Here is a 14,896-nt window from a genome sequence, read left to right on the forward strand (position 1 = left end):
AATGAAAGCGATCTCTCGGCGGACGATGCTTCGGGGTGTCGGCACGGCCATCGCCCTGCCCTGGCTGGAGTCGGTCGCGGCCGCAGCCGCCCCGGTTGCCGCCGCCGCGGGCAGCGTCGCCTCGCCCAAGCGGGCGGCCTTCATCTACGTGCCGAACGGCGTTCACAACCCCGACTGGTTCCCGAAGGAAGTCGGCAAACTCGGCGAACTGCCGGAAATCCTGAAGGCGCTGACGCCGTTCAAGGACTCGGTCAACGTCATCTCGAACATGACGCTGGACAAGGCCCGCGCCAACGGCGACGGCCCCGGCGACCACGCCCGCGCCATGTCGGCGTTCCTCACCGGCCGGCAGGCCCGCAAGACGCACGGTGCGGACATCCGCACCGGCACCTCGGCCGACCAGCACATCGCCACCGTCATCGGCGACAGCACCCGCTTCCCGTCGATCGAACTCGGCATTGAACGCGGTGCGCAGGCCGGCAACTGCGACTCGGGTTATAGCTGTGCGTACTCCTCCAACCTGTCGTGGCGGAGCGAATCGACGCCGAACGCGAAGGAAACGGACCCGCGGCAGGTATTCGACCGCCTTTTCAGCGGCAACGACCCGAAGGAACTCGCCGCGTCGCGGGCCAAGCGAGACCTGTACAACAAGAGCGTCCTCGACTTCGTGATGGACGACGCGAAGTCGCTGTCGAAGTCGCTCGGCCAGGGCGACCAGCGGAAGCTCGACGAGTACCTGTCGGCCGTGCGGGAAGTCGAAGCACGGATCGAGAAGGTGAAGAAGCTGAACGCCGACCGCAAGCCGGTGGCGAAGCCGGACATGGCCGCCCCGACCGCGGTGCCGTCGGAGTTCAAGGACCACGTCCGGTTAATGTGCGACCTGATGGTGCTGGCGTTCCAGACCGACCTGACCCGCGTGGCGACGATGCCGTTCGCCAACGACGGCAGCAACCGGCCGTACAAGACGATCGGCGTGCCGGAAGGCCACCACGACCTGTCGCACCACGGCCGCAACGCCGAGAAGCAGGCGAAGCTGAAGAAGATCAACACCTTCCACATCGAACAATTGGCCTACATGGTCGAGAAGATGTCGAAGGTGAAAGAAGCGAACGGCACGTCGCTGCTCGACAACACGATGATGGTCTACGGCAGCGGCATCGGCGACGGCGACCGCCACAATCACGATGAACTACCGATCCTGCTCATCGGCAAAGGCGGCGGCACAATCGCCGGCGGCCGGCACATCAAGGCCCCGAAAGAAACGCCGCTGATGAACCTGTACATGGCGATGTTCGAGCGGATGGGTGCCCCGACCAAGCGGTTCGGCGACAGCACCGGCGTCCTGTCGATCTGATTCAGGGTGTGAAACGCAGAAAGCCCAGGGACGGCCGTCCCTGGGCTTTCTGCGTTTCACACCCCACTGTTACGGCTTCTTGAACTCGGTCAGTTCCATCGTCGTCTTCACGGTCGCGGTCTTGGTGACGCTCTTCACGATTTGTCCTGGCACCTCGTCGGACATCCACGTCTGACTTTCGACTTCGCCGTCGGTCGTTTTGTTCTTGTACTTCACCCACTTGGTCTTCACGTCTTGACCGCCGACCTTCAGGGTTTCGGTCCCCTCTTCGGTTTTCCCCTTAGGGTCTTCCGACTTGTCCTTGGGCTTGTCGCCGGTCGCGGGGGTCTTCGGGAGGTCGATCGTCTTCAGCACGTCCTGCTTGGTGGGCGGTTGCTTGAACTCCATGCCGTTGAACTTCGACACGGTCGTCGTTTCCAGCACGAGCTTGTCCTTGCCCACCTCGACCAGTTTCGAGATGATCGTGACCTCCGACTTCATGTTGTTGAACTCGCTTTCCGTCTTCACCGTGGCCGTGGCCCCCGGCTTGAACGCCGCCCATTGCTTGTAGGTCGGGTTTTCGAACGGTTCGGCCCAGCCGAGGCCGGCGGCGAGGGCCAGCGTTGCCAGCGCGAGCGGGAGGGAGCGGAGGAGGCGCATGAGAGTGATTCCTTCGGGGCGGGCGAAAAAAAGCCCCGGCAGGACGTCCTGCTGGGGCGAGAGTGATTATCGCGGCTCGTTTACTTGAATTCAACGTGAAACGGCATCATCACCTTGATGACGTCCTTCTGCGTGGCGAGCAGTGGAGCAGCGATCTTGGCGGCCTTTTCGAGGCCGGGCACCTGCGACAGATCGACCTTGAGCGACGCCCCGAACGGCAACTTGGCATCGCCGTCCATGAGCTTCTCGATGAACGACTGCGCCTTCGGCAGCGTCAGCAGTTCCATGTCCTTCTTCGGGTCGATGCCGGCGAGGGTCTTCGCCCCGGCGATGGCGTCGTCCAGGGTGCCGAGTTCGTCAACCAGGCCGTTTTCCTTCGCCTGCCGACCCGTCCACACACGGCCGCCGGCGAGCTTCTTCAGTTTCTCGACCGGCATGTCCACGCCGGCCTTCGTGCGGCCTTCGGAAGCCTTGCGGGTGAACTGCTCGTACACGGCTTCCACCGTCTCCGTCAGGGCCTTCCGCTCCGAGTCGCTCCACGGGAAGGTCGAGGACAGCACGCCGGTGTTCTTGCCGCGGGTGATCACTTCCGTCTTCATGCCGCCCCAGGCTTCGAGTTCGCCGATAACGAGCTTCATGCCGAACACGCCGATGGACCCCGTGACGGTGCCCGGTTCGGCGTAAATCTTCTTGCAGCCCATGCTGATATAGTACCCGCCGCTCGCGGCCACGTCGCCCATGCTGGCCACGACGGGCTTCTTGCAGCGGATGATTTCGCGCCACATCACGTCGCTGGCCAGGGCCGAGCCGCCGGGGCTATCGACCCGCAGGACGATGGCCTTCACGGTGTCGTCCTTCTCGGCCTGCCGAATCGCCGCGACGATCGTTTCCGAGCCGACTGCGTCGGAGCCGCCGAACAGCGGGTTGCTGTTGCCGGACTTGCCCGACTGAATCGCGCCGACGGCGTAGATCACGGCGATCTTCGGGTCCTTCGATTCCTTTTCGGTCTTGCTGCCGCCCATCATTTCGAGGAGGGCGAACGGGTTCGAGAAGTCGAGTTTTTGGGCCTTCGGTTTGCCGTAGTTCCGCTCGATCTTGGCGGTCTTGGTACCGAGAACCTTCGCCATCGCGTCCGGGAATTCGTCCTCGTAAATGATCTGGTCGATCAGCCCGACGCTCTTGGCCTTCGCCGCGGTGTACGGGCCGTTGTCGATGATCTCCTTCACCTTCTCGGCCGACAGCTTGCGGCCCTTGACGACCGGGGCGACGAGTTCGCTCTGGAAGTTGTCGTCCATCATGGACGTGATCTGCTCGCGGTTGGCGTCGCTCATCTTGTCGGCCAGGAACGGCTCGACGGCGGCCTTGTAGTCGCCGACCTTCAGCACGTCGGCCTTGAGTTTGAGCAGTTCGAGCGTGTTCTTGTAGAAGGTGACTTCCGCCCGGAGGCCGACGAGGATCACGCCGCCGCCTTCCGGCGAGGCGATCAAGTCACAGTCGGTCGCGAGAAGGTACGCCTTCTGGCCGTACTCTTCGGAGTAGGCGAAGACCTTCTTGCCGGTCGCCTTGAAGTCGGCGATGGCCCGGCGGAGTTCGTTCAACTTGCCGTAGCCGACGGTCAGGTCGTCGAGTTGCAGGAACAGGCCGGAAATCTTCTCGTCCTTCGCCGCCTTGCGGATGCGGTCGAGTTTCATCTTGAAGTTCTCTTCCGGCGGGCCGAACAGGTTTTCGGCCGGCAGGGGCGACTCGCCGAGGTCGCCGGAAAGTTTGATGTGCGCCACGCGGGCGGTGTCCACGTCCTTTTTGTCTTCCTTCGCTTCCGCCTTCGCAGTGCCGCCCTTCTTGAAGGGGTTGTCGTCCGCCAGAATCGTGGTGCCGGCGAAACCGCCCGCCAGGGCCAAAGTCAGGAGCCATCGCTTCATAAACGATCATCCTCGGAGTTAGAGGGGGAATGACGACGGGAAAGTACGGCCATTGTAGGCCCAGGCGAGCCGAGCGGCGTAAGCCGCCGGGTGAATCTCGTTGCCGTCCACCCGGCACGTTTCGGTGTTCGGTTCGCCAGTTGGCCTTTACCCAGCCTTCCCAGGTGTGGTACTTCGTTGCCACGTGAATCTGGGGCAACTCTGCCCCTTCGCGAGAACTACCCCGTCCGGGCCAGGAAGGTTTCGCCATGACGCGGCGAATGAAATTCAGGCTGGTGCTGATCTGCGGCTTGTTCCTGTCCGCCTCGTCCGTCGTCGGTCAACCGCCGCCGGACGACCGCCCGGCCGCGCCTTCCTCGCCGGTGATCGACCCGGAGATTCAACAGGCCCAAAACCTGGAAACGCCGGCCCTGACCCGGCCCGGCCGCGGGTACTGGAACGGCACGCTCACGTCACAAGTCGGCCCCCCGCCGCAGGCCGCCGCGCCGGTGGAAGCGCGCCCGGTGCAGAGCCTGCCGCCACAACCACCGACGCCGGCAGTGTCGCTGACGGTATTGATCCCGCGCGACCACCCGCCGGGGCAGGACATCCCCTGCACCATTAAGGCCGCCAACAATTCCGGCGGCGACGCCCACAAGGTCGTGGTGCGGATCGAACCCGAAGGGGCCGATATTATCCCGATCGAACCCAAGACCGCCATCCAGCCGGGGCAACACCCGACCTGGAACTTCAAGACGCTGAAGGCGGGCGAGAGCCAGAAGATCGAGTTGAAACTGCACCCGAAGGCAGACGCGACGAGCGTGTCGGTGAAGGCGTTCGTGGCGCTGGAACACGGTCAGGCGGTGAAGACGAACTTGAGCGAGCCGAAGTTGCAGGTGAAGACCGTGGTGCCGAAGCAGCACCCGGCCGACGACCCGATCCCCGTGCGGGTGACGATCCACAACAACGGCCGCGTGGCCATCAGCGGGGCGAAGCTGACGCAGACGATCAGCGAGGGATTCGAGTTCCACAAGGACATCGCCGGAGGCGAGAAAACGAAGCAGCCGAGCCAGCGCCTGTGGGCGGTCGGCACCGTGCAGCCGGGCGAGACGAAGACGCTGCAATACCTCGTGACCGCGACGAAGGGCCGCAGCCTTCAAGTGATGTCAGTGCTGGCCGCCGAGAACAAAGTTCAGGAGAGCGACACCGCCGAGTCGCGGATTCTCGAGTCCGGGCTGAAGGTGCAAATCTCCGGCGACGGCAAAACAACGAGCGAACAGCCGGCCCAGTACGAGGCAACGGTGACGAACACCGGCACGATGCCGCTGACGAACGTCCGCGTGACGGGCTCGATTCCCGACGAGTGCCGGCTGACGAAGATGACCCGCGGCGGCAAGGAGTCGCAGGGGCAGGTGTACTGGACCATCCCGAAACTCGCCCCCGGCGAGAGTCAGTCGGTCCGCTGGGGCTTACTTTCGTCCGGCGGCGGGCGGAAGCAGGTTCGTGCGGCCGCCATCGCCGGCCGCGTCGAGGACACGGCGAAGGCCGAGACAGTCTTCCAGGGCACGGCGATCCTGCACTGGAACACGAGCTTCGACCGCGACACGGTGGCCTACGATCAGCAGGGCGTGATGACGATTCGCGTCAGCAACAGCGGCAGCGAACCGGCGGCAAATGTGAAACTCTCGGTGGAGTTGCCGAAGAGTCTCGTGAGTGTCGTGCAGGTCAGCCCGGCGTACAAGAAGGACGGCGAGAAAATCATCTTCGACACTCGCACGGTCGCGGCCGGGAAGGCGGAGACGTTCACGATCACCTTCAAGGGCGAGCAGTTCGGCCGGGCGTTCTTCAACGCGAAGTTGTCCGCCGACGCCCTCGGCGACAAGCCCCTCGGGGCCGAGAAGTACGTGGAGATCGTGCGGAGGTAACCTTTCATTGGAGGTGAAAACGGATGGCGCCCGATACGTTCAAGCAGACCCTCACCGCCCTCTGCAACCGCCGGCCGTTCCGAGCGTTCACGGTCGAGTTGGACGACGGAACGCGGTTGGAGATCGACCAGCCGCACGCGGTCCTCACCCGCAACAACGTCGCGGTCTTCTTGCCCCCGAACGCGAAACCGATATGGTTCGATCACATGAACGTGATCCGAATCCTCGACGACCGGCTTGACGCCGATCGCGCCGACGCCGCTTAACCATGAACGACCCGTCGGTGGAACGCGAGTTCGGCGTGCCCTTCCCGGGCAAAGTGCTGCCGCCGGATAAATGGGCGCAAACCGCCCTCAAGGCGATGCCGGCCGAAGGGCGGCTGAACTGGCGGGAACTCTTCGGCCGTGACGCCCCCGTCGTCCTCGACCTCGGCTGCGGCAACGGTCGGTCCACCATCCTCAGTGCCGTCAGCAGGCCGACGCACGACCACCTCGGCACCGACATTCTGCCCGTCGTCATCCGCTACGCCCGCAAGCGCGGCAACCAGCGCGGCCTCACTAACCTCCGCTTCGCCGTCCTCGGTGCCCACGAACTGCTGGAGAAGTTCGTCGAACCCGGCAGCGTGGCCGAGATTCACGTCTACCACCCGCAACCGTACTACGACCCGGCGCAGGTCCACCGCCGGCTCATCACGCCGACGTTCCTGGCCCTCGTTCACCGCTGTCTGATCCCCGGCGGCGAGTTCGTGGTGCAGACGGACAATCCCGGCTACGCGAAGTACCTGCGGCAAGTGGTGCCGGTGTTCTTCGAGTTCCACGAGCGCATCGGGAAATGGCCGGACGCCCCGAAGGGCCGCACGCGACGGGAAATCCTGGCCCTGAAGAAGAAGTTGCCGATCTTCCGCGGTCGCGGCACGGCGATGCCGAACCTCACCGAAGAGAACGCCCTGCGGTTGGCCGAGGCGTTGCCCCCACCCACCTTCGACGCCGACCGCCGCCTGCGAGATCTCGACCGGCTCGCGTAGCCGCAGGCTTTTAGCCAGCGGACGACTTCCACCGATGACAGCCTTCCGGCCAAGTACCAGCGCGTTCGCGGGCGGACGGCGTCCGCAGGCTGAAGACTGCGGCTACAGTCGGAACCGAGAACCGGCGTTGCCACATCTTCTGTTCGCGTGCTACCCTGTCGGCCTTCACTCATGGAAGGTGTGCCGATGGCGGACGATCTCGCGTGGGAACTCGACGTCGCGAAGCGGCGGATCGAACAACTCGAAGCCACCCTCATGCGCCGCACGGAGTTGCTCGAACAGCGGCAGACGGAACTTCACGCGATCAAGTCGTCGAAAGCCTTCCGCATGGCCCACGTTGCACAGAGGGTGATGGACCGCCTGCTGCCGCTGCACACGAAACGCCGCAGCATGGTGAAAGCCGTCACGCGAAAACTCGGCCGTCTCGTCGATCCCCGGACCAAGAACGGCCCCCCGCCGGAAGCACGGCATCTCGAAGAATGCACGCCACCGGCTGAGTACCAGCGTTGGATCAGGGCGTTCGAGCCGTCGGCCGCCGACTTGCAAAAGCAACGGCAGCACGCCTTCCCGCGAACGCCGATCATCAGCCTGATTGTGCCGGTGTACAACCCGCCGGCCGCGTTCCTGGAGGCGATGCTGAAGTCGGTGCAGGAGCAAACCTACCCGCACTGGCAACTCTGCCTCGCAGACGCCAGCACAGTCCCGCACGTGCGACCGATTCTCGAGAAGTTCGCCACCGACAAGCGAGTGAAGTTGGAGTTCCTCGAATCGAACGGCGGTATCGTCGGCAACTCCAACGCCGCCCTCGACATGGCGAGCGGGGATTTCATCGCCCTGCTCGACCACGACGACACCCTCGCGCCGTTTGCACTGTTCGAGATCGCGTCGGCGATCAACGCAAATCCGGCGGCCGAGTTTTTCTACTCGGACGAGGACAAGCTCGACTTCAGCGGCAGCCGCGTTGAGCCGCACTTCAAGCCGGATTGGTCGCCGGAAACGCTCCAGAGCCGCAACTACGTCTGCCACCTCGTCACGGCCAAGCGGTCGCTCATCGACGAAATCGGCGGATTCCGCACCGGCTTCGAGGGTGCACAAGATCACGACTTGGTTCTGCGGGCGACCGAACGGGCGCGGCAAATCGTTCACATCCCGCACGTCCTCTATCACTGGCGGATGCACCGGCAGTCCACGGCCGCCGATGCCGGCTCGAAGGGATACGCCCACGAGGCCGGCAAGCGGGCGGTACAAGAACACCTCGACCGCCTCGGCATCGACGGCACGGCACACGACGGCATCGTGCCGGGGTTGTACCACGTCGCCCACCACCTGCGGTCGCAACCCCTGGTAAGCGTGATCGTGCCGAACAAGGACGCACCCGAGATGCTCGCCCGGTGCATCGACTCGCTGGCGAAGTCGAGCTACGCCAACTTCGAGTTGCTCATCGTCGAGAACGGCAGCACCCGGCCGGAGACGTTCGCGTACTACCGGCAGTTGGAGAAGCAGCCGCACGTCCGCGTCGTCGAGTGGACGAAGCCGTTCAACTACGCGGCCGTCAACAACTTCGCGGCCACGCAAGCCCGCGGCGAGTTGTTGTTGTTCCTGAACAACGACATCGAGGCCGTGAACCCCGACTGGCTGGAGCGGATGGTGAAGCTCGGCGTGCAGCCCGGCGTCGGGGCGGTCGGGGCGAAGCTTTACTACGCCGACGACACGATTCAGCACGCCGGCATCGTCGTCGGCATGGGCGGCGTCGCCGGACACGGGCACCTGAACTTCCCGCGGCAGGCGGCCGGGTACATGCAGCGACTGCGGTTCACGCAGAACGTCGCCGCCGTCACCGGCGCGTGCCTGCTCTGCCCGACCGATGTCTTCCGCGAAGTCGGAGGGTTCGACGAGGGGTTCGTTCTGGCGTTTAACGACGTGGACCTGTGCCTGCAAATTCTCGCGAAGGGGCACCGCGTCGTCTGGACGCCGCACGCGGAGCTGTATCACTTTGAGTCGAAGACGCGCGGGTACGAAGACACGCCGGAAAAGCTGAAAAGGTTCAAACGCGAGCACGACTTGTTCCACATCAAGTGGGGCCACTTCCTCAAGCAGGGTGACCCGTACTACAATCCCCATTATCGGCTCGACCGAGCGGATTTCGCCCTCCGGGTGGCGTAAAATGGCGACTCGAGTCGGCTCTCGCGGCGAGTCTTGAAGGAAATCGGGCCGATTTTGCCCCGCCGCAATCTCTTTCGCCGCTTCGCCCGTCTCACAGTTAAACCGCCCACCGCCGGCTTGGCACGCGCAATCGCCATCGACCGAAGTCGGTGCGGTGCGGATCGCGGAAAATGCGCGGCCGGTGCCGACCGCCGCGGGCCGCATCGGGTATATCTCGTTAGGCATACCGTCTGCCAGGGATATTGAACGGTCGCAACTCTCCGCGGAGGGTGGTGTGCGACCCGGTCCGGCCGCGACGGGCCCAGGCACCGAACACGTTTACCAGGAGTAGCCCGCATATGTTCGGCTTCACGACCCCACCCCAACGACGGAACGACATGCGACCAATCCGGAATTCCCTGCTCCGGTTGGAAGGACTGGAGACCCGCGACGTTCCGACCACCATCGCCGGGAACAATCAGTACAGCGTTCAGGCCGGTTCAGTGTTGACCGTCAGTGCGAACGGCGGCGTCCTCACCGACGACTTCAGTACGGACAACCCGAACGCAGTCCTGATCGCCCGGCGGCTCAGCCCCGCGGCCTCGTCGATCCAACCGGCCCCGGTCCTCCCGGCCAACTCGCTGACGTTCAACTCGAACGGTAGTTTCACGTTCATCGCGCCGAGCGACTACCAATCCGGCATCTACGGCCCCGTCACTTTCACCTACCAGGCGGTGGACACGACGGCCCAGATCAACCCGCTCAGTACGCCGGCAACGGTCACGATCACGATCATCGCGCCGACGAACTCGACGAAGTTGTACGCCACCGGGGCCGGCCCCGGTGGGAGCCCCCTCGTCCGGGTGTTTGAAGCGTCCACGGGGAACGAGCGGTTCTCCTTCTTCCCCTACGAACAGAGCTTCACCGGCGGCGTGCGAGTCGCCACCGGCGACTTGAACCGCGACGGGGTCGACGACATCGTGACCTCACCGGCCGAGGGCGGCTCCGCTCGGATCGAAGTCTTCGACGGCGTGACCGGCATTCAGATTTCGAACTTCTTCGCGTTCAACTCGGACTTCCGGGGCGGGGCGGAAATCGCGATTGGTGACGTCGATGGTGCGGTGGACTTGCTCGGGAACCGCAACAATGAGATTATCGTCGGGGCCGGCCTTGGGGGCGGTCCGCGAGTCACAGTGTACAATGCCACCATCCCGGTTCTCGCCGCCAATCCGAACGTACCGAGTGACCTGATCGTCACCCCGTTCTCGGACTTCTTCGCGTACGAATCGACGTTCCGGAACGGCGTCCGGGTGGCGGCGGGCAACCTGGCCGGGTTCGCCGCGAACGACAAGGACAAGCGCGATTACATCGTGACCGGTGCGGGACCGGGCGGCGGGCCGTCCGTCAAGGTCTTCGACGGCCGCAAGACGATCGGCATCACCTTGCCCCCTGCCAATCAAGCGTTCTTCGCGTTCGATTCCGGAACCCGCGGCGGCGTCTCAGTGGCGGTCGGCCAATTCCGCGGCGACAACAGTGCCGACATCGTTGTCGGCTCCGGGGCACAGGACACGTTCCGCATCTTCGACGGCCGAAGCAACGCCCAACTCCGAGAGTTGGCCGTCCAGCCGACCGACGGGTCGATTACGCCCGGCCTCGGCGGCAGTGGCGGTTCGAACGCCGCTGGCTCCACGAACTTCGGGGCGAGCGGCAGCCTGATCAGCACCATCGGGGTGACAAGTGGTACGGGCGGGATCCGCGTGGGCGTAACGGACCGCAACGGTGACGGTCTGTCGGACGTCCTCGTCGGGGCTTCGTCCGGTACGCTGCCCCGCCTGCGGATCTTTGACGGCAACTCGCTCGCGGAATTGAGCAACAGCCTTATCTACCCGTCCACCTTCCTCGGCGGGGTGTTCGTGGGCGGTAACAGCCTCTAATCCGTCTCGATTGAATCGCGTGCGGCCCGGCAGACTCGATCTGCCGGGCCGCCGTCCTTTCCGATCCCCTTGAAGCTGGTAAGATACCGCTTCCGATTTCAGGCCGGTCGCCCCACGGGTGCCCGCCTTGCACCCACCCGTTCGGCTCGGCGCGTCGCGGAGCATTCGGGTCGGCGTTGCCTCATCCACCCATGACAACTCCTCAAGGTTCCTCCCCGGAACCGGGTCACCACGCCACCCACCAGTCGTTTTGGCTGTGGGTCATGTGCCTGACCGGCGTCGATTACTTCTCCACCCTCGGCTACCAACCGTCGATCGCGGTTCAGAGTGCGGGGATGCTCGCGCCGATTGCCACGGTCGTGCTGATCGTCGTCACGCTCTTCGGGGCACTGCCGGTCTACTCCTACGTGGCGAAAAAGTCGTTCGCGGGGCAAGGCTCCATCGGCATGCTGGCCAAGCTGGTGACAGGGTGGCCGGGCAAGCTGATGGTCCTCGTGTTGCTGGGCTTCGCGGCCACGGACTTCGTTATCACGAAAACCCTCTCTGCCGCCGACGCCGCCGTCCACCTCGTCGAGAACCCGAACTGGCCGTGGAGGCCGGGCGAAGAACCGAACGCCGGGTTGGGCCAGCAAATCGGCGTCACGATGGCCCTCCTGGTACTCCTCGGTGCGATGTTCATGCGCGGGTTCAAGGAGGTAATCGGCCTCGCGGTCACGATCGTGGGCACGTACCTCGCCTTGAACGTCGTCGTGATCGGGTGCGGCCTCAAGTACCTCTTCGAGCACCCCACGAAACTAACCGACTACGTCACGCGGCTGCACGACGGCCACTGGCACCTGGCGCACAACCCACTGGGCGCGGCCGGCGGCGGACCGTGGACGATGCTGGCCGTGGCACTGCTGTTGTTTCCCAAACTCGCGCTCGGCCTGTCGGGCTTCGAGACCGGCGTCGCGGTGATGGCCCACGTCCGCGGGCGGGCGACTGACACCGCGGCCGACCCGGTCGGGCGGATCGCCAACACGAAACGCCTCCTCATCACCGCCGCCGTCGTGATGTCGCTGCTCCTGTTCGGCTCCTCGGTCGTCGTGAGTACGCTCATCGATCCGACGGAAATCACCCCCGTTTCCGCGGACGGTGGTCTGCCGTTGAACGACGCGGGCCAACCGATCACGGAAGTCGAGAATTGGCCGAAGCGGCCGGCGGCCGGCCGTGCCCTCGCGTTCCTGGCCCACGGCGAGAACGCGACGGCCCGCGACGTCTGCCCGTTCTTCGGCCCGACGTTCGGCACGATCTACGACGCCAGCACTATTGTCATCCTCTGGTTCGCCGGGGCGAGCGCGATGGCCGGGTTGCTGAACCTCGTGCCGAAGTATCTGCCGAAGTTTGGCATGGCCCCCGAATGGGCGCAGGCGACCCGCCCACTGGTGTTGCTGTTCACCGGCGTGAACATGCTCGTCACGATCATCTTCAAGGCCAACGTGGACGCCCAGGGCGGGGCTTACGCGACCGGCGTCTTGGTGCTCATGACCAGCGCCTGCTTCGCCACCGTCATCGACAAGTGGCACCAGCGCACGGGCGCGTGGTACCGCCGGCTACCCTGGCCGTTCGCGCTCATCACCCTGATTTTCGTCTACACCACCGTCGCCAACGAGATTGAGAAGCACTTCCAGGGGCTGACGATCGCGACGTTCTTCATCTCCACCATCCTGATCACGTCGCTCGTGTCGCGGTTGGTCCGCAGCCGCGAGTTGCGGTTCACCCGGTTCCAAATGGCCGACACGGAAACGCGGCTCATGTGGGACTCGATCCGCGAGATGGACACGACCGTGCTCGTCCCGCACCGCCCGGGCCGCCGAACGCTGGCAGAGAAGGAGCGGGCGATCCGCCAGGAGCACCGCATCCCGCGGGACCTGATGATCGTGTTCATCGAGGTGGAACTCAACGACGCCAGCGACTTCGCGCCGGAACCAGTGATGAAGGTCCAACAGGAAGAGGGCCGGTACGTCATCGACATCACCGGGGCGGCGTCGATCTCGCACACACTGGCGGCCGTCAGCCTGGAGATGGCGAAAGTCGGCCGGCCGCCGGAAATCCACTTCGGCTGGACGGACGAAAGCCCGGTCAGCGGTACCCTCGGCTTCCTGCTCTTCGGCGAAGGGAACGTGCCCTGGATGGTCCGCGACCTGATTAAGCGAGCCGAACCGGACCCGACGAAGCGGCCGCGAATCATCATCGCGGGCCTGTGACGAACTGCGGGGATGGTCGGAGCCGCTGCAACAGGTCGTGCTTCGAACAACGCCGGTCCGGCCTTCGTACCGGCATGCCTGCCGGCGGCATGCTGAGGCGTGCAGGTGGACGTTCGCGTCGTGGGAATCGGTCTGGCCGGTGAAGATCGACCTCACCCTTACCTCACCTCATTTGCAGCACCACCTTCGCCCGCTTGTGGCGGTGGGGTAAATCATCTCGACGCCGAAGCAATCGATCTGCGGCATGACACGGCCCCTCCGAGACAAAGCGGATGCGACCCACCGCGGGAGGCTACCATGATGGGAAGAGTGGCGGGCCACCTTCTTTTATGAGATTTGCATGAGATTCGGCCCCCGTGGCCCGCGACTTGAAAGACAGTACCTGCGAAACCGCTATCCGGCGGTAGTACACGCTCGCCGCCCCGCCCGCCGGCGAGCCGAGGAGAATCGATGCGCACCTGGGCCTCTCCCGTCCTGTTGCTGGGCTGTTGCGTCGGCCTCGCGGGCTGCACCCGCGGCCCCGCCGGAACCCCACCCCCCGCCACCGTCGTCGTGCCGGTTAGCCACCCGATCACGCGGGACGTGGTCGAGTACGTCGAGTACACCGGCCGCACCGACGCCGTCGATTCGGTCGGCATCCGCCCCCGCGCGACCGGCTACCTCACCAAGACATCGTTCAAGGAAGGCGACATCGTCAAGAAGGGCGACGTGCTCTTCGAGATCGACCCACGGCCATACCAGGCGCAACTCGACCAGGCCGAGGGTCAGGTCCGCGTCGCCGAGGCCCAGTTCACCCTCGCCCAGGCCAACTACAACCGCATCAAGGGAACCGGCAACGACCGCACCTTCAGCCCGCAAGAAGTGGACCAAGCCAAAGCCGCGCAGGACGCCGCCGACGCCCAGGTGAAAGCCGCGAAGGCCACCGCCGAGGTGTACCGTCTCAACCTTAGTTACACCCGCGTCACGTCGCCGATCGACGGTCAGGTCAGTCGGTACTACTACACCGTCGGTAACCTCGTCAACCAGGACCAGACGCTCCTCACCACGGTCGTTTCGACCGACCCGATGAAGGTCTACCTCGACATGGACGAGCGGACCATGTTGCGGGTGCGGAACTCCATCAACCAGGGGAAGATCCAACCCCGCGGGCCGAAGAACGAACTGCCCCTCCTTATGCGTCTGGAAGGGGAGGAGGGCTTCCCGCACAAGGGGGCGATCGACTTCTCGAACAACACCGTGAACCCGTCGACGGGCACCATCGCCATCCGCGGCGAGTTCGCGAATCCGTTGCCGCCCGGCGGCCGGCGGTTGCTGTCGCCGGGCATGTTCACACGGCTCCGCCTGCCCCTCGGCGGCCCGCGCCCGGCCGTGCTCGTCGTGGACCGGGCTATTGGGTCCGACCAGGGTTTGAAGTTCGTCTACGTCGTCGAGAAGGACAAGAAGATTTCCTACCGCCGGGTGAAGGTCGGCCCGCTCGAAGACGATGGCTTGCGGGTCATTGAAGGTGAGTACAAACCGAAGACCGGCAGCCAACCGGCCGAAGGTCTCAGGCTCGACGACGTCGTCGCGGTCGGCGCGATCCAGCAGTTGCGGCCGGGCATGGAAGTCGAGACGGAAATGATCGCGATGCCGACCCCCGGTGCCCCGAGCGCCCCGCCCCCGCCCGACGGTAAGCCCGCCCCTACCACGCCCCCCACGCCAGCTCCGAAAGCCCCCAGCGGGGCCAAGAACTAG

Annotated in this window: 10 protein-coding genes; 8 read left to right on the forward strand and 2 right to left on the reverse strand. The window is 64.8% G+C overall.

All coding sequences use genetic code 11. The features are described 5' to 3' along the window. The first annotated feature begins 1 nt into the window (after nucleotide 1). Nucleotides 2-1,354 (forward strand): DUF1552 domain-containing protein, encoded by a 1,353-nt coding sequence (locus PX52LOC_RS36195; protein ID WP_246173570.1) that lies wholly within the window; start codon nucleotides 2-4, stop codon nucleotides 1,352-1,354. A 69-nt stretch (nucleotides 1,355-1,423) separates the two neighbouring features. Here PX52LOC_RS36195 and PX52LOC_RS36200 read toward each other — a convergent pair whose 3' ends face one another. Together PX52LOC_RS36200 and sppA are read right to left on the reverse strand one after the other, a co-directional pair. Next, nucleotides 1,424-1,993 (reverse strand): hypothetical protein, encoded by a 570-nt coding sequence (locus tag PX52LOC_RS36200; RefSeq protein ID WP_149114651.1) that lies wholly within the window; start codon nucleotides 1,991-1,993, stop codon nucleotides 1,424-1,426. A gap of 80 nt (nucleotides 1,994-2,073) precedes the next feature. Further along, nucleotides 2,074-3,912, reverse strand: a complete 1,839-nt coding sequence (sppA, locus tag PX52LOC_RS36205) for a signal peptide peptidase SppA (RefSeq protein WP_149114652.1) — start codon at nucleotides 3,910-3,912, stop codon at nucleotides 2,074-2,076. 248 nt (nucleotides 3,913-4,160) lie between these two features. On the opposite strand from sppA, the gene PX52LOC_RS36210 reads away from it, so the two are divergent. From PX52LOC_RS36210 to PX52LOC_RS36240, 7 genes are all read left to right on the forward strand, one after another. Continuing rightward, complete coding sequence (locus tag PX52LOC_RS36210) at nucleotides 4,161-5,816, forward strand: COG1361 family protein (protein ID WP_149114653.1); 1,656 nt, start codon at nucleotides 4,161-4,163, stop codon at nucleotides 5,814-5,816. A gap of 23 nt (nucleotides 5,817-5,839) precedes the next feature. After that, nucleotides 5,840-6,082: a hypothetical protein gene (locus tag PX52LOC_RS36215; RefSeq protein ID WP_149114654.1), complete on the forward strand. Its 243-nt coding sequence runs from the start codon at nucleotides 5,840-5,842 to the stop codon at nucleotides 6,080-6,082. 2 nt (nucleotides 6,083-6,084) lie between these two features. Beyond that, the gene (gene trmB / locus PX52LOC_RS36220) at nucleotides 6,085-6,840 is read left to right on the forward strand and encodes a tRNA (guanine(46)-N(7))-methyltransferase TrmB (protein WP_149114655.1); all 756 of its coding nucleotides are present in this window, start codon (nucleotides 6,085-6,087) and stop codon (nucleotides 6,838-6,840) included. A gap of 186 nt (nucleotides 6,841-7,026) precedes the next feature. After that, entirely contained in the window at nucleotides 7,027-9,003 is a 1,977-nt protein-coding gene (locus PX52LOC_RS36225; RefSeq protein WP_168219420.1) for a glycosyltransferase family 2 protein, read from the forward strand. Between the two features lie 377 nt (nucleotides 9,004-9,380). Next, on the forward strand, nucleotides 9,381-10,916 hold the full coding sequence (locus PX52LOC_RS36230) for a hypothetical protein (protein ID WP_149114657.1): 1,536 nt from the start codon (nucleotides 9,381-9,383) through the stop codon (nucleotides 10,914-10,916). Nucleotides 10,917-11,107: 191 nt separating this feature from the next. Next, nucleotides 11,108-13,162: an APC family permease gene (locus tag PX52LOC_RS36235; protein ID WP_149114658.1), complete on the forward strand. Its 2,055-nt coding sequence runs from the start codon at nucleotides 11,108-11,110 to the stop codon at nucleotides 13,160-13,162. Nucleotides 13,163-13,612: 450 nt separating this feature from the next. Next, nucleotides 13,613-14,896: an efflux RND transporter periplasmic adaptor subunit gene (locus tag PX52LOC_RS36240; protein WP_149114659.1), complete on the forward strand. Its 1,284-nt coding sequence runs from the start codon at nucleotides 13,613-13,615 to the stop codon at nucleotides 14,894-14,896.

This window comes from Limnoglobus roseus (assembly GCF_008254045.1).
In the GTDB taxonomy this organism is placed as follows: Bacteria; Planctomycetota; Planctomycetia; order Gemmatales; family Gemmataceae; genus Limnoglobus; species Limnoglobus roseus.

Excerpts from the sequence above, each read along its gene's own strand:
- PX52LOC_RS36200 (WP_149114651.1), bottom strand. The coding sequence starts at position 1,993 with ATGCGCCTCCTCCGCTCCCTCCCGCTCGCGCTGGCAACGCTGGCCCTC.
- PX52LOC_RS36195 (WP_246173570.1), top strand. The coding sequence starts at position 2 with ATGAAAGCGATCTCTCGGCGGACGATGCTTCGGGGTGTCGGCACGGCC.
- PX52LOC_RS36230 (WP_149114657.1), top strand. The coding sequence starts at position 9,381 with ATGCGACCAATCCGGAATTCCCTGCTCCGGTTGGAAGGACTGGAGACC.
- PX52LOC_RS36235 (WP_149114658.1), top strand. The coding sequence starts at position 11,108 with ATGACAACTCCTCAAGGTTCCTCCCCGGAACCGGGTCACCACGCCACC.
- PX52LOC_RS36240 (WP_149114659.1), top strand. The coding sequence starts at position 13,613 with ATGCGCACCTGGGCCTCTCCCGTCCTGTTGCTGGGCTGTTGCGTCGGC.
- sppA (WP_149114652.1), bottom strand. The coding sequence starts at position 3,912 with ATGAAGCGATGGCTCCTGACTTTGGCCCTGGCGGGCGGTTTCGCCGGC.
- PX52LOC_RS36225 (WP_168219420.1), top strand. The coding sequence starts at position 7,027 with ATGGCGGACGATCTCGCGTGGGAACTCGACGTCGCGAAGCGGCGGATC.
- trmB (WP_149114655.1), top strand. The coding sequence starts at position 6,085 with ATGAACGACCCGTCGGTGGAACGCGAGTTCGGCGTGCCCTTCCCGGGC.
- PX52LOC_RS36210 (WP_149114653.1), top strand. The coding sequence starts at position 4,161 with ATGACGCGGCGAATGAAATTCAGGCTGGTGCTGATCTGCGGCTTGTTC.
- PX52LOC_RS36215 (WP_149114654.1), top strand. The coding sequence starts at position 5,840 with ATGGCGCCCGATACGTTCAAGCAGACCCTCACCGCCCTCTGCAACCGC.